This window comes from Nonomuraea sp. NPDC005501 (genome assembly GCF_040605905.1).
GTDB lineage: Bacteria > Actinomycetota > Actinomycetes > Streptosporangiales > Streptosporangiaceae > Nonomuraea.
The window spans coordinates 19,867-34,553 of record NZ_JBEXDT010000097.1 but is presented as its reverse complement, the minus strand read 5'-3'; the positions used below and the strand labels follow the sequence as shown (position 1 = coordinate 34,553).

16 protein-coding genes are annotated in these 14,687 nt (G+C 72.2%); 3 read left to right on the top strand and 13 right to left on the bottom strand.

The window, feature by feature from the left end; genetic code table 11:
* Window positions 1-128: 128 nt before the first annotated feature.
* From ssuE to ABZS51_RS34685, 6 genes are read right to left on the bottom strand one after another with little or no spacing between them, the layout of a single operon-like run.
* Window positions 129-626: an NADPH-dependent FMN reductase gene (ssuE, locus tag ABZS51_RS34710; RefSeq protein ID WP_355450167.1), complete on the bottom strand. Its 498-nt coding sequence runs from the start codon at window positions 624-626 to the stop codon at window positions 129-131.
* A 1-nt stretch (window position 627) separates the two neighbouring features.
* Complete coding sequence (locus ABZS51_RS34705) at window positions 628-2,070, bottom strand: hypothetical protein (RefSeq protein ID WP_355450164.1); 1,443 nt, start codon at window positions 2,068-2,070, stop codon at window positions 628-630.
* Window positions 2,067-2,795: an ABC transporter ATP-binding protein gene (locus ABZS51_RS34700; protein WP_355450161.1), complete on the bottom strand. Its 729-nt coding sequence runs from the start codon at window positions 2,793-2,795 to the stop codon at window positions 2,067-2,069. The genes ABZS51_RS34705 and ABZS51_RS34700 overlap by 4 nt, the downstream gene beginning before the upstream one ends.
* A complete protein-coding gene (locus ABZS51_RS34695; RefSeq protein WP_355450158.1) occupies window positions 2,792-3,655 on the bottom strand; it encodes an ABC transporter permease in 864 nt (287 codons plus the stop codon). The genes ABZS51_RS34700 and ABZS51_RS34695 overlap by 4 nt, the downstream gene beginning before the upstream one ends.
* Complete coding sequence (locus ABZS51_RS34690; RefSeq protein ID WP_355450155.1) at window positions 3,652-4,638, bottom strand: ABC transporter substrate-binding protein; 987 nt, start codon at window positions 4,636-4,638, stop codon at window positions 3,652-3,654. The genes ABZS51_RS34695 and ABZS51_RS34690 overlap by 4 nt, the downstream gene beginning before the upstream one ends.
* Window positions 4,631-5,605, bottom strand: a complete 975-nt coding sequence (locus ABZS51_RS34685) for an ABC transporter substrate-binding protein (protein ID WP_355450152.1) — start codon at window positions 5,603-5,605, stop codon at window positions 4,631-4,633. The genes ABZS51_RS34690 and ABZS51_RS34685 overlap by 8 nt, the downstream gene beginning before the upstream one ends.
* A gap of 126 nt (window positions 5,606-5,731) precedes the next feature.
* On the opposite strand from ABZS51_RS34685, the gene ABZS51_RS34680 reads away from it, so the two are divergent.
* Window positions 5,732-6,517: an IclR family transcriptional regulator gene (locus ABZS51_RS34680; protein ID WP_355450149.1), complete on the top strand. Its 786-nt coding sequence runs from the start codon at window positions 5,732-5,734 to the stop codon at window positions 6,515-6,517.
* A gap of 57 nt (window positions 6,518-6,574) precedes the next feature.
* On the opposite strand, the gene ABZS51_RS34675 is transcribed toward ABZS51_RS34680, so the two are convergent.
* Entirely contained in the window at window positions 6,575-6,919 is a 345-nt protein-coding gene (locus ABZS51_RS34675; RefSeq protein ID WP_310711626.1) for a hypothetical protein, read from the bottom strand.
* A gap of 132 nt (window positions 6,920-7,051) precedes the next feature.
* On the opposite strand from ABZS51_RS34675, the gene ABZS51_RS34670 reads away from it, so the two are divergent.
* Window positions 7,052-7,645, top strand: a complete 594-nt coding sequence (locus ABZS51_RS34670) for a DUF1707 and DUF4870 domain-containing protein (RefSeq protein WP_355450146.1) — start codon at window positions 7,052-7,054, stop codon at window positions 7,643-7,645.
* A gap of 49 nt (window positions 7,646-7,694) precedes the next feature.
* Here ABZS51_RS34670 and ABZS51_RS34665 read toward each other — a convergent pair whose 3' ends face one another.
* The 3 genes from ABZS51_RS34665 to ABZS51_RS34655 all read right to left on the bottom strand — a co-directional run bounded on the left by ABZS51_RS34665 (window position 7,695) and on the right by ABZS51_RS34655 (window position 10,732).
* Entirely contained in the window at window positions 7,695-8,393 is a 699-nt protein-coding gene (locus ABZS51_RS34665; protein WP_355450143.1) for a septal ring lytic transglycosylase RlpA family protein, read from the bottom strand.
* Window positions 8,394-8,717: 324 nt separating this feature from the next.
* Window positions 8,718-10,241: an ATP-dependent DNA ligase gene (locus ABZS51_RS34660; protein ID WP_355450140.1), complete on the bottom strand. Its 1,524-nt coding sequence runs from the start codon at window positions 10,239-10,241 to the stop codon at window positions 8,718-8,720.
* A 116-nt stretch (window positions 10,242-10,357) separates the two neighbouring features.
* The gene (locus ABZS51_RS34655; protein WP_310711622.1) at window positions 10,358-10,732 is read right to left on the bottom strand and encodes an FKBP-type peptidyl-prolyl cis-trans isomerase; all 375 of its coding nucleotides are present in this window, start codon (window positions 10,730-10,732) and stop codon (window positions 10,358-10,360) included.
* A 92-nt stretch (window positions 10,733-10,824) separates the two neighbouring features.
* On the opposite strand from ABZS51_RS34655, the gene ABZS51_RS34650 reads away from it, so the two are divergent.
* Window positions 10,825-11,613, top strand: a complete 789-nt coding sequence (locus ABZS51_RS34650; protein ID WP_355450136.1) for an SDR family oxidoreductase — start codon at window positions 10,825-10,827, stop codon at window positions 11,611-11,613.
* 112 nt (window positions 11,614-11,725) lie between these two features.
* Here the strand turns inward: ABZS51_RS34650 and ABZS51_RS34645 are convergent, their stop codons facing one another.
* The 3 genes from ABZS51_RS34645 to ABZS51_RS34635 all read right to left on the bottom strand — a co-directional run bounded on the left by ABZS51_RS34645 (window position 11,726) and on the right by ABZS51_RS34635 (window position 14,628).
* Window positions 11,726-12,721, bottom strand: coding sequence for an MBL fold metallo-hydrolase (locus ABZS51_RS34645; RefSeq protein WP_355450133.1), 996 nt, complete (start codon window positions 12,719-12,721; stop codon window positions 11,726-11,728).
* 66 nt (window positions 12,722-12,787) lie between these two features.
* Window positions 12,788-13,384, bottom strand: a complete 597-nt coding sequence (locus ABZS51_RS34640) for a hypothetical protein (protein ID WP_355450130.1) — start codon at window positions 13,382-13,384, stop codon at window positions 12,788-12,790.
* Window positions 13,384-14,628 carry a M24 family metallopeptidase gene (locus ABZS51_RS34635; RefSeq protein WP_355450127.1) on the bottom strand — a complete coding sequence of 415 codons (1,245 nt, stop codon included), beginning with the start codon at window positions 14,626-14,628 and terminating at the stop codon, window positions 13,384-13,386. Before ABZS51_RS34635 ends, ABZS51_RS34640 begins: the two co-directional genes overlap by 1 nt.
* Window positions 14,629-14,687: the final 59 nt, after the last annotated feature.

The following is a 14,687-nucleotide window of genomic DNA, read 5'->3' as shown; positions in this document are numbered from 1 at the left end:
GGCCAGGTCGGCGGCCACGGCGGCGCGCCCGGCCGGGTCGGAGGCGGCGGGCCGCACGTCGGTGACGAAGGCCGGCAGCTCCGCCCGGACGACGCCTCTGGTCGGCAGGATCACGTGGAAACGGGCCATCACGCCACCGCCGCCAGGGGCAGCTCGTCCAGGAGCGCGTCGATACGCGGGCGCAGTTCCTCGGCGAAGGGCTCGATCTGGGTGTCCAGGACGAACAGGCCCCGCGTGACGTGCCGCGCGCCCAGCACGCTCAGCACCGGCCGCAGGGCGTAGTCCACGGCGAGCAGGTGCGCGACCGTCCCGCCCGTGGCCACCGGCACCACCGTCTTGCCGGAGAAGGCCCCCTGCGGCAGGACGTCCAGGAACGCCTTCAGCAGGCCGGTGTAGGCGGCCTTGTAGATGGGGGTCGCGACGACGATCACTGCGGCCGCGGCCACCAGGCGCGCGGCCTCCTCCAGCTCCGGATGGACGGCGTCGCCGCGCAGCAGGGCGTCGGCGGGCAGGTCACGCAGGCGCAGGATCTCGGCGGGCCGCTCCAGCCGCCCGGCCAGGTGGTCGAGCAGCCGGCCGGTCCGCGAGGCGGCGGACGGGCTGCCCGAGATGAACAAGACGGTCATGTCAGATCTTTCCTAGGGGTTCAGCGGAAACGGGCGGCGTCCTGGGAGGCAGCGCCGACTGGCCCGTCTCTTCGAGGAACTCGGCCGGTGGCAGCGGACGCGGAGGCTCGGCGTGCGCCGGCAGCGGGCCGGGTCCGCGCTCGCGGCCGTCGAACTCCTGCTTGACCGCCGCGAGCGTCTCCGGCTGCTCGACCAGCGTGACGGCCGCCGCAGCCAGGTACCGGGCCGCGGCCAGCAGTCCGGCGTGGGCGATCGGGGTGCCGGTGGAGGCCGTGGCCGCCCACGAGTGCAGCGGCACGCCGAGCGGGACCACGGCGGCGGTCAGGCTGAGGTGCGGCGCCGTCCAGCTCACCTCCGAGGTGTCGCTGGACGGCCCGCCCAGGCTCGGCTCCGCGGGCGGGCGCAGCGGCAGAATCCCGGTCGCGAGGCCCGAGCGCGGCCTGCCGATCTCCTCCTGCAGCCGCACCGCGAACTCCTGGTCGGCGTCGGTGAACGCGGGCGGGCCGAGGTCGCTCATCGTGTGGTGCAGCAGCTCCGCGCCCGCCCTGTTGCCGAGTCCCTGCCGGATCGCGGTGACCAGGCGGTGCTCCAGCCGGGTCTGACTGGCCGTCGCGGCGGCACCGGCGCAGGCCACGACCTTGTCGTGGAGCGTCTTCGCCGCGGCGTGGGTGGACTCGCGGACGTAGACCCACACCGTCTGCAGGTCGGGGGTGACGTTGGGCGCGCCGCCCCCGCCGATCGTGTAGCTGATCCGGCCGGACGGGGAGACGTTGCCCGCGCGCAGCCGCTCGACCATGCCCGCCAGCAGCAGGGCGCCGTCCAGGCCGCTGCGGGTGCCCAGCGGGTTCGAGCCGTGGCCGGGGGAGCCGAGGAAGGAGAACGTGGACGAGTACAGCGCGCTGGTCACGTCCCAGCCCGTCGCGGTGACGGGCGCGGGATGCCAGTCGAGGAACGCGTCGAGCCCGTCGTACGCGCCGTCGCGCACCGCGTACGCCTTGCCGACGAGCTGCTCCTCGCCGGTGGAGGCGAACACCTTGACCGTCGCCCGGCCACGCAGAGCCCTGGCGGCGGCGATGGCCGCGCCTGCCGAAGCCGCCGCCAGGGCGTTGTGCCCGCACCCGTGGCCGAGGCCGTAGGCGGGCGCGTACTCGTCGCCGTCGAAGACGACGGGCTCGTGGCGGGGGACGCCGGCGCGCTGCGACAGGCCTGGCAGGGCGTCGTACTCGACGTTGAAGCCGAGCACGGGGCCGGTGTCGCCGTGAGTGGCGACGAACGCGGCGGGCAGGCCGGCCGTGCCCCACTCGATCGTGAAGTCGTGCGCGCGCAGCAGCTCGGCGGTGGCCAGAGCCGAGCGCCACTCGCGCAGCGACGGCTCGGCGTAGGCCCAGATCCGGTCGGCGAGCCCGGTCAGCACGGGGGCGTTCTCGTCGATCCAGCGCGTCATGGCGCGACTCCGGTGTGCGTGTCCGCCCCGACGTGCGTGTCCACGCCCAGGTCCGCGAGGAGCCGGCGGCGCAGCTCGACGAAGTCGTGGTCGGTACGGTCCCGCGGCCGGTCGAGGCCGACCCGCAGGTCCGTGACGAACCTGCCCTCGCGCAGCACCGCGATCCGGTCGGCCAGCAGGATCGCCTCCTCCACGTCGTGCGTGACCAGCACCACGGCGGGCCGGTGCCGGGCGCACAGCTCGGCGATCAGGTCCTGCATGTGCAGGCGGGTGAGGGCGTCGAGAGCGGCGAACGGCTCGTCGAGGAGGAGCAGCTCCGGCTCGCGTACCAGGGCCCTGGCCAGCGCGACCCGCTGGGCCTCGCCGCCGGACAGCGTCGCGGGCCAGGCGTCGGCGTGCCCGCTCAGGCCCACCTCGGCCAGGGCCGCCAGCCCCTTGGCGCGGGCGGCGCGGCCCTGCCCGATGATCACGTTGGCGAGGGCGCGCTTGGAGGGGATGAGCCGCGGCTCCTGGAAGACGACCGTGCGCACCGGCGGCACGAGCACCGTCCCGCCGGTGGCGGCGTCCAGTCCGGCGAGGACGCGCAGCAGCGTGGTCTTGCCGGTGCCGCTCGCACCCAGCAGCGCCAGGAACTCCCCGCGCCGCACGTCCAGGTCCACCCCGTCGAGTACGGCCCGCTCGCCGAAGACCTTGCGCAGCCCTCTGGTCCGTACGGCCAGGCTCATCGGATCGTCACCGCCTTGCGCCAGGGCATCGCCGCCCGCTCGGCCACCCGCAGCGTCAGGTCGGCCAGCAGCCCGATCACCGCGTACAGCAGCACGCACAGCGCCAGGATGTCGGTGCGCAGGTAGTCGGTGGCCCTGGCCATGAGGTAACCGAGCCCGGCCGTCACGTTGATCTCCTCGGCGGCGATGAGCGCGATCACGCTGAGCGTGGTGGACAGGCGCAACCCGGCGAAGATCGACGGCAGCGCGCCCGGCAGCACGACCTCGCGGGCGATCGCCAGGCGGCCGAGCCCGAACGAGCGGGCCGCCTCGACGACCTTGCGGTCCACGTTGCGCACCCCGCTGGAGACGTTGACGTACATCGGGAAGGTGCAGGCGACGCCGATCAGCAGGATCTTGGACGCCTCCTCGATGCCGAACCAGACGATGAACAGCGAGGTCAGCGCCAGGAACGGGATCGCGCGCAGCGCCTGCATCGAGGAGTCGACCAGCTCCTCGCCGAGCCGGGTGAAGCCGGCGAGCACGCCGAGGACCAGCCCGGTGGAGGCGCCGAGCACCAGGCCGAGGCCCGCCCGGGTGACCGAGACGCGCAGCGCCTCGGGGAGCTGGCCGTCGGCCCACAGCTCGCCGAAGGTGGCGGCGACGTCCTGCGGGCCGGCGAGCACGTCCTCGGTGAGGACGCCGGAGGCGGTGGCCGCGTACCAGGCGGCGAGCAGCAGCACGGGGCCGATGGCCCGCAGTGCGAGCGTCACCGCGGGATGGCGGCCGGTGGAGCGGGGCGGGTTCGGGGCGACGAGCCCCTCGACGGTGGGCGTGGAGGCGGGGCTCACGGCTTCGTGGTGACGGGGGACGGTGCTCATGGCTTGGCGTTCCCGAGCGTGGTGACGTCCACGACGTGCTGGGAGACGTCCAGGGGTGCGGTGAGCACCTTCTGGTCGTAGAAGAAGGTCGCGACGTCCTGATATTTCGCTATCTCGGTGGGGGTGACGGCCTGGGCGGGCTTGCCCTTCCTCTGGATGTCGACCACCAGGTCCTTCTGCGCCCCCTGAACGGCCTGCGGGCCCGCCTGGGTGAAGACGTTCAGGTACGCCGCCGGGTCGGCGATCTCCTTGGCGCTGCCCTCGCGAAGGAACGAGAACAGGGCCTTGACCACCTCCGGGTGCTCCTGGAGCAGCGTGTTGGCGGCGACGTAGATGACGTAGTTGTCGGACTTGATCGCCTCGCCGTCGGCCAGGACACGGGCGTCCAGGTCGGTCACGGCGGGGATGAGGAAGGTCGAGAACGTCGACCAGGCGTCCACCTTGCCCGAGCCGAAGACCGGCGCGGTCTGCGGCGGCTGCAGGTAGACCCGCTTGACCTTGTCCACGGGCACGTCGAACGTCTGCAGTGCCTTGAGCAGCAGGTACTCGCTGGTGCCGCCGTGCCCGACGGCCACGCTGCGCCCGGCCAGGTCGGCGACCGACTTGATCGGCGAGCCGTTCTTGACCACGATGCCCTCGCCCGCCAGGTCGGGCGGCACGGTGGCGAAGATCTTGAAGCTGGGCTTGACGGCCAGCGCGGTGACCCCGGACGTGATCGAGCCGGTGGCGACGTCGAGCGAGCCGGCGTTGATCGCCTGGGCGGCGGGCGCGAACACGGGGAAGTCGCCGGCCCACTTCACCTTGGCGTTGACCTTGGCCAGCGCGGCGTCCAGGCTGCCGTCCTTCTTCGCGACGGCCAGGAAGCCGCTGTTGCCGGGGTCCGCCATCCTGACGACCACCTGCTCCTGGCCGGCCGCGGCTCCCGTGCCCCCGCAGGCGGCCGCCAGGAGGAGCAGGGGGACGGCGAGCAGCAGCTTACGCATGGGTGACTCCTTGCAGAGGGGTGTGATCGGCCCAGGCCGCGACGTCCACGGGCGATGCGAGGAAGCCGTGGTCACGCAGGAAACGCTCCTGCCGGGCCAGCAGGTCGAGGCGCTCCGCGGACAGGTCGAGGTGGAGCGAGGCGCCGGGGACGTAGGCGGCGGCCACGCCGGCCGCGCCCGCGCCCGTCTCCGCGCCGAGGATCCTCGCCACCTCAGCCGGGTGCTCCGCGGCCCAGCCCGCGGCGCGCAGCAGCACGCCCAGGAAGCGGGTGACCACCTCGGGGTGCTCGTCCAGGAGACGCTGGTGCACGGTGATCGGGCGAGGTGTGCCGTTGTTGACCCTGACCCGCCGGTCCTGGACGGCGTCGAGGTCGATCCCCACCTCCGCGCCGTGGCGCAGGGCGGCCTCGACGGCGAGCGCGCCCTTGACGTAGACCGCGTCCACCTCGCCACGGGCCAGCGCGGCCAGCTCGGCCTCCCACTGGCCGCCGCCCGGCTCGGCCTCGACGTCGATCAGCTCGGCGTCGCCGAGGCCGAGCCCGGCCAGGGAGAGGGCGCCGTGGAAGCCGTGCAGGGCCATGGCCCGCCAGAAGTCGATCGCGATGCGGTGCCGGGGGACGGCCAGGCGCAGGCCCTTGAGCTGCTCGGCGCTCTCCAGGGCGGTGCCGCCGCGCACCAGGACGGCCTGCCGCTCCTCGATCCAGGTGAGACCGATGAGCCGGGTGGCCTCGCCGCGCGAGCGCGCCCACAGCGCGGGCACGTTGCCGCCCTCGCGGAACAGGCCGGTCAGGGCGTGGGTGTAGTGCGTCTCACGGGGGACGCCCGGCGAGTCGTCCTGCAGGGACCGGACCGCGATCCCGTCGGCGGCGAACTCCGCGGCCAGCCAGCCCTGGTCCGCCGCGATGCCCGTCGCGGTCGGAACGGGACAGCGGGTGAACCAGAGGGTGTCGAGTGCGGCTGTGCTCATGCCGGAGAGTTTGCTAGTAAATTGGTAGGAAATGCAAAGTATGTCCCGCGATGCGGGAAGCCCTCCCCGCCGGACCGGCCCCCACCTGGTCCTGGCTCTCCCTACTCGGAAACCGGAGTTTCCCGCATGGCAGCAGATGGCGGCGTCCAGGCCGTCCGCAGGGCGATCGGCATGCTCGACTGCTTCGGCGGAGGGGACGCCTCCCTCAGCCTGTCCGACCTGTCACGCCGGATGGAGCTGCCGACCTCCACCGCGCACCGCCTGGCCAGAACCCTCACCGGCGCGGGCTTCCTGGAGCAGGAGGCGCGGACCGGCCGTTACCGTCTCGGTCCGTCGATCATCGAGCTGGGGCAGCTCTCCTTCCACCGGCGCGGGCTGCACCGGATCACGCCCGAGCTCGCCGAGCTGGCCCGCGTCACGTCCGCGACCGTGGACCTCGCCGTGCGCAACGACAGGTACGCGGTCATCCTGAGCGGCGGCTCGCTCGATCCCGACAGCGGCGCCGGCCTGCGCCGGCCGCTGCACTCCACGGCGCTGGGCAAGGTGCTGCTCGCCTGGGCCCCGGAGCGGAAGGTGGACCTGGAGGCGCTCGGCCCGCTGCCGGCCCTGACCGACCGGACGATCGTGGACCACGTCGAGCTGCGCGCCGAGCTGGACAGGGTCCGTGAGGCCGGGTACGCCCTGAACGACGGGGAGTCCTACGACGGGGTCCGGACCATCGCGGTGCCGGTGCTCGACCGGCTCAGCCATGTTCGGTACGCGCTCGCGGTGCGCTCCACGCCGCAGGTGATGAGCGACGCGCGGATCGGCTGGTTCGTCACGCACGCGCGGGCCTGCGCCAGGGCGCTGGAGGTGCTCCTGCTTCCGCCCGGCGAGCGAAGGCCGCGCACCGCGGACCGCTTTTCAGTATGAGAAGCACTAAACACGTCATTTACGACAAAAGGCGCAAAAACGGTATGTGCGAAAAGCTCAGACCCCGTCCTGCTCGCGACGGCGACGCTCGTTGTACGCCCTCATCCGCGCCGGATAGCCGGTGAGCTGGACGTCGTACACCGGGAGGGCGAGATCACGGGCCACCTTGTGGATCACTCCCGGAGAGCCGACCCGGCGCCGTGTCCACTCGCCGTCGTCGGCCACCGCGACGGCCGTCGTGTCGGTGGCGAACGTCTCGGGCTCCACGTAGAACTCGACGCCCCGCCGCGACCTGGCGAAGGCGATGAGCGCCTCGATGTCGGCGTCCGTCGCCTCGCGGTCGAATTTCGCGATCCTGGAACCGCGCAGCCGCCGGATGCCATAGCGGTCTCGCCATCTCATGGATCCTTTTTATACCGTCGAAGCGACCGGCGCGTCGGGGCTGATCTAGGGGATGCCTCCGGGATTTTCCTGATGGTCAGCAAATCCCGCATGAAGCAGTATGGGCAGTGACAGCTCGACCGAAGGAGAGGCATGGTTGCCATGGCTGGGGTCCCCACACCCCCGGGCCCGGGGCAGGTGCCGCAGGCACACCTGCGCGTCACCCACCAGGACCGTGAACACGTCGTCGAGCACGTCAAGACGGCCTACGCGGAGGGGCGGTTCGACAAGTTCGAGTTCGACGACCGCCTGGAGCGGGCGATGACCGCGCGCACGCACGGCGACCTGATGCCCATCATGACCGAGCTGTACGGCACGCAGGCCATCCCCGCGCTGGTGCCGCCGCCCGCGCCGGTGCGCCGGGAGGGGCCGGCCGACGGCGCCGAACGGTTCGGCGCCTCGGCCGCCCACCTGCTCGCGCTGGTCGGCTTCCCCGTCGTCGGGCCGCTCATCCTCATGCTCACGGCCGGCAAGACGTCCCCCTACATCCGCCGCCACGCGGTGGAGGCGCTGAACTTCCAGCTCACGCTGGTGGGGGCGACGATCCTGCTCCCGCTCACGTTCGTCGGCATCGTGCTCGTACCGGTGATCTGGGTGGTGGCGTTCGTGCTCTCGATCGTCGGCGGCATCTCGGCCCTGTCGGAGAACGCGTTCCGCTACCCGCTGACGCTGCGCATGGTGAAGTAGCCCGCGCGTCCGGGGCGGTGGGGGGTGCGGGGGGCGGGTGATCCCGGTGTCAGCGCGCCAGGACCTCGTAGGTGACGCGCATCACGCCCGCTCCGGTGCTGCCGATGGCGGCGAAGGCGGCGCGGGACAGGTCGAGGCAGCGGCCGCCCACGTACGGGCCGCGGTCGTTGATGCGGACCGTGACCGAGTCGCCGTTGCGGGGATTGATGACCCGGACGCGGCTGCCCAGGGGGAGCGTCTTGTGGGCCGCGGTCATCGCCGACGGGTTGAATCGCTCGCCGCTGGCCGTCATCTGGCCCTCGTCGTAGTAGGAGGCGCCGCACGTCCCCCTCGACAGGACCTTGCTCTTCGTCTTGCTCTTGGTGCTCTTGGCCCTGACGGTCTTGGTTCTGACGGTCTTGACCTTGGCCGCGGCGACCGGGGCGGCGGCCGGCTTCGGCTTGGCGGGAGCCGGGGGCTTGGCCGCGGCGGTGGGGGAAGAGGCCGGGACGGACGGTGCCGTGGCGGCCGGGCTGGGAGCCGGCGGGCTGGGAGCGGCTGTGGTGGCCGCTGCCGAGGCGGGGGAGGGGTTCGAGGCGAGCGCCGCGGCGGTGGGCGGCTCGTCGTCGGAGACGCCGGCCCAGGCGGTGGTGGACGCGGCTGCCAGGAGGGCTGCGCCGGCGGCCACGGTGGTCCAGCGGCGTTTGCCGGGAGCCGTCAGGCGGCTCAGGGGGCGGTCGTGGAACGGCTTCTGCGAATGCTGGCCCAAGGAAAACCACAGTCCTAGCTAGGGGACAGGACAGGGAAAGGCCAGAGACGGGGAGGATGAAGGGGGCGCACGTCGGCCGATCCCGCGGGCGGGGCGGCGAGCCCCGGCGGCGTGGACGAACATATGCGACCGCGGGCAGGTAAAGGCAAGTTAATGTGATGGTGAGTGATATATCCCACTCTGTAATAAAGATCGCAAAATGGCGCTCTTTGGTGGGATGATCGCCGCGTATTCGCAGTTAGACCGATATTTGATCATTTGAGGCGTTGATGGTTTCTTGCCGCCTCTTGATCAAGCGGCTGGTGACGGCCGCGGCCCCGCGTGTCACAGCATGAGCGAGCGGACCGTCTCCACCGTGTCGGCGTCCTGGGCCCGCTTGTCGGGGCGGTAGCGCAGCACGCGGGCGAAGCGCAGGGCCATGCCGCCCGGGTAGCGGGGCGAGCGCTGCACCCCGTCGAAGGCGATCTCCACCACCAGCTCGGGCCGCAACGTCACCGTCCAGTCGTCGGTCGGCCCCTCCGCCAGCTCCAGGAACCGCTCCGTCTGCCAGGCCAGCAGCTCGTCGGTCAGCCCCTTGAACGTCTTGCCGAGCATCACGAACCCGCCCTCCGGGTCGCGGGCCCCCAGGTGCAGGTTGGACAGCTTGCCCTGGCGCCGCCCGTGCCCCCACTCGGCGGCCAGGACGACGAGGTCGAGCGTGTGCCGCGGCTTCACCTTCACCCACCCCGCGCCCCGGCGGCCCGCGGCGTACGGGGAGGTGAGCGACTTGACGACCAGGCCCTCGTGCCCGGCCCTGACCACGTCGGCGAAGAACCGCTCCGCCTCGGCCACGTCGCCCGTGACCAGGCGGGGCGTGAGCAGCGCCGGCGGGACCGTGCCGCTCAGCGCCTCCTGCCTGCGCTCGTACGGCAGGTCGAGCAGGTCCTCGCCGCCGACCCGCAGCGCGTCGAAGAAGAACACGCTCAGCGGCGTCCGCTCGGCCAGCCGCGCCACGTCGAGCTTGCTCGTGGCCCGGCTCGCGGTCACCTGGAACGGGTGCGGCCGCCCGTCGGGGCGCAGCGCGATCACCTCGCCGTCGAGCACCACGTCGTCCACCGGGAGGCCCAGCACGGCCTCGACCAGCTCCGGAACCTGCGGGGTGATGTCGTCGAGCGTGCGGGTGAACACCTTGACGTCCGAGCCCGACCGGTGCGCCTGCACGCGTATGCCGTCGAGCTTCCACTCCAGCGCGGCGGGCGCGCCCGCCTTGGCCAGGGCGGCGGCGACGTTGGGCGCGCTGCCGGCCAGCATGGGCGACACCGCGCGCCCCACCTCCAGCCGGAACTCCCGCAGCGTCTCGGTCCCGCCCGCCAGCGCGGCCGCCCCCACGGCGGGCAGCGAGCCGCGCAGCGTCAGCGCCCGCCGCACGTCGGCCGAGGGCGCGCCGGACGCCTTGGCGACCGCCTCGATCATCACGCCGTCGAGGGCGCCCTGCCGCAGCTCACCGCTGAGCAGCCGCAGCATGAACGCCTGCTCCTGGCTCGTCAGCCCCGCGAACAGCTCGTCGACCAGCGCCTTGCGGGCGGCCTGCGAGCCCTGCCCGGACACGCCCTTGATCGCGCTCAGCCGCGTGTCGACGCCGGCCAGTGTGGCCGTGGCGGCGAGCTTGGGCTGCGGCAGGTCCTGGAGGGTGCGCCAGCCGACACCGATCTGGCGTTGGGGCAGCTCGCCGGACAGGTAGGAGATCGCGATCTCCGCCTCGCCGGGGCCCACCCTGCCGAGCAGCTCGGCCAGGTGGCCGATCTTGCCCAGGCGCGCCGATGTCCGCGTCACCGCCTCCGAGACCCGCACCACGTCGATCAGTAGCACATCGCCTATGGTGCCCCACGACACCGACATTTCCCCACCTCGGGGTGCATCGATTCAGTCGCGAAGCGGGCCGGCCGGGCCCTGGGAGACCCGGCCGGCCCGCCTGCCCGCGACGGCTAGCGCACGCCCAGGAGATCCACCACGAAGATGAGCGTCTCTCCCGGCTTGATACGGCTGCCGGCGCCGCTGTTCCCGTAACCGAGGTGCGGCGGGATGACGAGCTTGCGCCGTCCGCCCACCTTCATGCCCGCGACCCCGCGGTCCCAGCCGGCGATGACCCGGCCGCCGCCCAGCGGGAACTCGAACGCCTGGCCGCGGTTCCACGACGCGTCGAACTCCTCACCGGTCGAGAAGGCGACGCCCACGTAGTGGACGCTGACGTTCTGGCCGGGCTTGGCCTCGGGGCCGTCCCCCTCGACGATGTCGACGATCTCCAGGTCGGCGGGCGGCTCGCCCTCCGGGAAGTCGATTTCCGGCTTCTCGAGTGCCACGAAGTGCTCCTGTTGACGATGGCTGATGCTGGTGTTGACCTTGTGAACGGACAACCCGACGACTCTATGTGCTCGGGATATCGTCGACGTCCATGGCCGCCCTTTCACCCGACGGGATCCTGCTCACCGGGCGCGTCGCCGTGGTGACCGGCGCGGCGCGCGGGCTGGGCCGCGCGATCGCCGAGGCGTTCGCGGCGTTCGGCGCGGAGGTGGCGGTGTGCGACCGCGTCACGCCGCCCGGCGGCGACCTCGCGATGACGCTGGACGTGCGCGACCCGGTGTCCGCCGAGGTGTTCGCCGGCGCCGTACGTGAGCGGTGGGGGAGGGTGGACATCCTGGTCAACAACGCGGGCGGCACGTTCCACGCCCCGTTCACCGGCACGTCCGAGCGCGGCGAGCGCACCCTCATCGAGGAGAACTTCACCCAGGTCACCGCCATGATCCGGCGGTTGCTGCCGATGATGGGCGAGGGGGCGTCGATCATCAACGTGACGTCCAGCGAGGCGCACCAGGCGGCGCCGGGATTCGCGATCTACGCGGCGATGAAGGCGGCGGTGGAGAGCCTGACCAGGTCGCTCGCCCTGGAGCTGGCGCCCCGGGGCGTCCGCGTCAACGCCATCGCGCCCGACGCCCTGCCCACGGAGGGCGAGCTGGCCATGCGCGAGACCGTCCGCACCGGCCGGCCCGGCCGGCCGGCCCGCCCCGGCACGCCGCCGTTCGAGCCCGTACGGCTGCCGCCCCTCGGCCGCCTGGGCGAGCCCGCCGACGCGGCGGCGGCCGCGGTGTTCCTGGCGGGCGACCTGGCCCGCTTCGTCACCGGCACGACGCTCCACGTGGACGGCGGCATCCACGCCGCCGGCGGCTGGCGCCGCATCGGCTGAGCCGTGGCCTGATGTCCGGTCCGCGCCCTCCGCCCGGCTGTCTCCGCCCGGCTGTGGGCCGCTCGCTGCCCGCTTACGTCCTGATGCCTGTGGGCCTGGGACGGCCGAGCGCTTACCGGCTCCCGTAGAGGCGGTAGGTGGCCAGGATGTTGAGGCGGTGCAGGTCGCGGCAGAGGGCGAGCATGCCCTGCTGTGCGGCCTCCCGCGGCAGCGGGTAGCGGGCGAGGGCGGCTGACAGCCCGGGGTCGAGGGCTTCGGCCCAGGGGTCGGTGCAGGCCGCGAGTGTCTCCTCCAGGCTGTGACCCGCCTCCACATTCGCCTGGACCTCGTCGTGCAGCCGCTCCAGGTAGCCGATGAGGGCCTCCACCGCCGCCGGCCCGTCGCCCATCGGGCCGTGGCCGGGGACGATGGTCTCCAGCTCGGGCAGAGCCTCGCGCATCCTGCGCAGCGAGCCCAGGTACGGCTCGGGGCCTCCCTGGAGCAGCATGTGCGCCGTGCCGGCATGGCAGAGGAAGTTGCCGGTCCAGGCGGTGCGGGCGTCGGGCACATACACGATGGTGTCGCCCGGGCCGTTGCCCGGTCCGAAGTGATGGAGCTGGACGACGCGTCCGCCCAGGTCGATCTCGGCGTAGGAGTCGAAGGTCAGATCCGGCCTGCGCCAGAAGGTGATCTCGTCAAGCAGAGCGGCGTCGCCGTACATGTTGGCCGACCGGGTCCGCTTCTCGTAGGCCAGGTCAGTCATGTTCGCCCGGTTGGCCCTGGACGAGACGATCACGACCTCGTCGGGGAACGCGGCGTTGCCGAAGGTGTGGTCGCCGTGATAAGTCGTGTTGACCAGGTAGCGAAGCGGCCGGTCGCTGAGGCCGGCGACGGCGGTCTGGATCCTGGCCGACACGTCGGCGGTGATCCCGGCGTCGATCACCAGTGCGCTGTCCCGCCCCGCGACCACCCCGTTGTTGTCCTTCGGGGGCACGTTGGCCATGAGCGCCCATACCCCCTGCGTGAGCTCGTACGGCTCCAGCTCCAGACCCACCGGTGACAGGTTCGGGCCGCCGTAGCCCTGGGGCCGCTCGGCGATCTCGCGCTCAGGAATGTGTGAGATGGACATCGTGGTTGCCTTTCATCGACTGAACTGTCTCTTGAGTGAACGATCGACTGGCTGCGCGGCGGCTGATCACATGGAGGCGGCTACCGGCCGGGCGTCAGGAGGGGAGACCGCCTGCGGACGCGAGGCCGTCCAGAGCCGGTACACCAGGATCGGGCCGATGACCCAGTAGCCGAGCGAGGTGACGATGCCGGGAAAGGCGAGATCACCCGAGACCAGGTCGTAGATCGGGTGACCGATCGCATTGCCCATCGCCCCCATGATCGCGAAGAACCAGGCGATGAGCAGTGGCACCCGCCAGCCGCGGTAGATCGCGAGCGCACCCATGGCGAAGGCCGCGTACGAGATCATGTTGATCCAGACGAACAGGGGGAGTGACATGGCCTGCGCGCCGAAGACCTCGGTCGGCCAGCGCTCGTTGAACCCGTTCATGAACTCCTCTCCGAAGTGCAGGAACTGCCAGGCGAGCCCGATGAGGTAGATCGGCAGCACCCGGGAGGCGTCGGGCAGCCGGCGGTTGGTGGTGGCGAGGTGGCAGCCGTAGGCGATCACCATGGCCGGGATGAAGGTCAGCCACAGGGCCGCCCCGGGTGACAGGTAGGCGAACAACGCGATCAGGGTGACGGCCATGACGCCGGCGGCGGCAGTGGATCGGTGGCGTGTCATCAGTTGCTCCTCATGAGGTGAGTGGTGATGGTGTTGAGCTCGATCGGTGCGTCCTCGCCGACCACGACGGTGCCGCCGAGGCCGGCCAGGCGACGGCCGTAGGCGCAGGTGGGCGCCAGGACGAAGGTCATCCCGCGGCTGAGGGGCAGGTCGGAGCCGATGGTGGGCTGCTCGGCGAGCAGCCCGTAGCGCGCGGTCTCCGGCAGCAGGCCGAGCCTGGCGCCGGATCCGCATACCGGCCCGCACGGATTGACGGCGTGGACGAGCGAGTGCGCGTACCAGCCGCCCGTTTCCTGGAGCGGCTGCTTCATCGCGGCCACGACCTGGCCGAACGTGTGCCCCGCACGCAGGACCGCCAGCCCCGCCTCATAGGAGGCGCGGGCCGTCTTCGCCGCCGACTCCAGCTCGGGATGGATGTCTCCGACGGCGATGGCCACCCGTTGCCGGGTCTCGCGCATGCCGTATGAGCAGGAGATCTCGGCCAGGACCAGGTCGCCGTCCTCGATCACGCGCGGCGCCTGCGGCCGGTACGACCACGCGGGCGGGCCGCACGAGACGAACTCCTTGCCCGATGCGATCGACATGCCCGGCGCCCCGGCGCCCCGGCGCATTGATTCGGCCATGCCGGCCGCGTACACCGACGCCTCGCTCACGCCAGGCCGTACCGCCCGCAGCATGGCCCCCGCCATCGCCTCGCCCATGGCGGCCGCGTGGCCGATCACCGCGAGCTCCTCGGCCGACTGGACCAGCGCGCGCGTCACGAACCCCGCGTCCACGGACTTGAAGGTGAGCTGGGGGAGCTGCTGGAGCACCGACGCCCACAACGTGTACGGCATGAGCGGATCGGCGTGGAAGGGCGGCCAGGGCTCCAGACCGAGCACGCCGACCGCCGACCTGGTGAGCCCGTGCGCGTGCAGCACCTCGGCCACACCCTCCGCGTGCTTGGCGACGAGCACGTTCTCCGGCCTGATCCACACCGCGTCGCCGCACGCGCTCGCCTTGAGGTGGTCGCCGATGTGCGCAGGGGAGCGGACCAGCGCGAGGGGCTCGTCGGCGCGCGGAAAGACGACGATCGCGCCGGGACGGTCGTTGGTGAAGAACACATCGGGCGCCCACTCCCCCGGCCCGCTGTTGTCCCGCCCGCCGTAGACGACGAGCGCGTCGACGTTCTCGGCATCCATGAGCTCGCGGGCGAGGTCCCAGCGCCGGTCCCGTTCCGCCAGGGAGTAGAGGGGAAGATCCATGCCGATGACGCTAGAGCCACGCCATCTGCCCGGAATCTGACACATGACCGGTCATCCCG

Bases quoted from the DNA above. Each gene is read 5' to 3' on its own strand.
- ABZS51_RS34685 (WP_355450152.1), bottom strand. From the start codon at position 5,605: ATGAGCACAGCCGCACTCGACACCCTCTGGTTCACCCGCTGTCCCGTT.
- ABZS51_RS34670 (WP_355450146.1), top strand. From the start codon at position 7,052: ATGGTTGCCATGGCTGGGGTCCCCACACCCCCGGGCCCGGGGCAGGTG.
- ABZS51_RS34650 (WP_355450136.1), top strand. From the start codon at position 10,825: ATGGCCGCCCTTTCACCCGACGGGATCCTGCTCACCGGGCGCGTCGCC.
- ABZS51_RS34695 (WP_355450158.1), bottom strand. From the start codon at position 3,655: ATGAGCACCGTCCCCCGTCACCACGAAGCCGTGAGCCCCGCCTCCACG.
- ABZS51_RS34690 (WP_355450155.1), bottom strand. From the start codon at position 4,638: ATGCGTAAGCTGCTGCTCGCCGTCCCCCTGCTCCTCCTGGCGGCCGCC.
- ABZS51_RS34640 (WP_355450130.1), bottom strand. From the start codon at position 13,384: ATGACACGCCACCGATCCACTGCCGCCGCCGGCGTCATGGCCGTCACC.
- ssuE (WP_355450167.1), bottom strand. From the start codon at position 626: ATGACCGTCTTGTTCATCTCGGGCAGCCCGTCCGCCGCCTCGCGGACC.
- ABZS51_RS34700 (WP_355450161.1), bottom strand. From the start codon at position 2,795: ATGAGCCTGGCCGTACGGACCAGAGGGCTGCGCAAGGTCTTCGGCGAG.
- ABZS51_RS34645 (WP_355450133.1), bottom strand. From the start codon at position 12,721: ATGTCCATCTCACACATTCCTGAGCGCGAGATCGCCGAGCGGCCCCAG.
- ABZS51_RS34680 (WP_355450149.1), top strand. From the start codon at position 5,732: ATGGCAGCAGATGGCGGCGTCCAGGCCGTCCGCAGGGCGATCGGCATG.
- ABZS51_RS34675 (WP_310711626.1), bottom strand. From the start codon at position 6,919: ATGAGATGGCGAGACCGCTATGGCATCCGGCGGCTGCGCGGTTCCAGG.
- ABZS51_RS34705 (WP_355450164.1), bottom strand. From the start codon at position 2,070: ATGACGCGCTGGATCGACGAGAACGCCCCCGTGCTGACCGGGCTCGCC.
- ABZS51_RS34635 (WP_355450127.1), bottom strand. From the start codon at position 14,628: ATGGATCTTCCCCTCTACTCCCTGGCGGAACGGGACCGGCGCTGGGAC.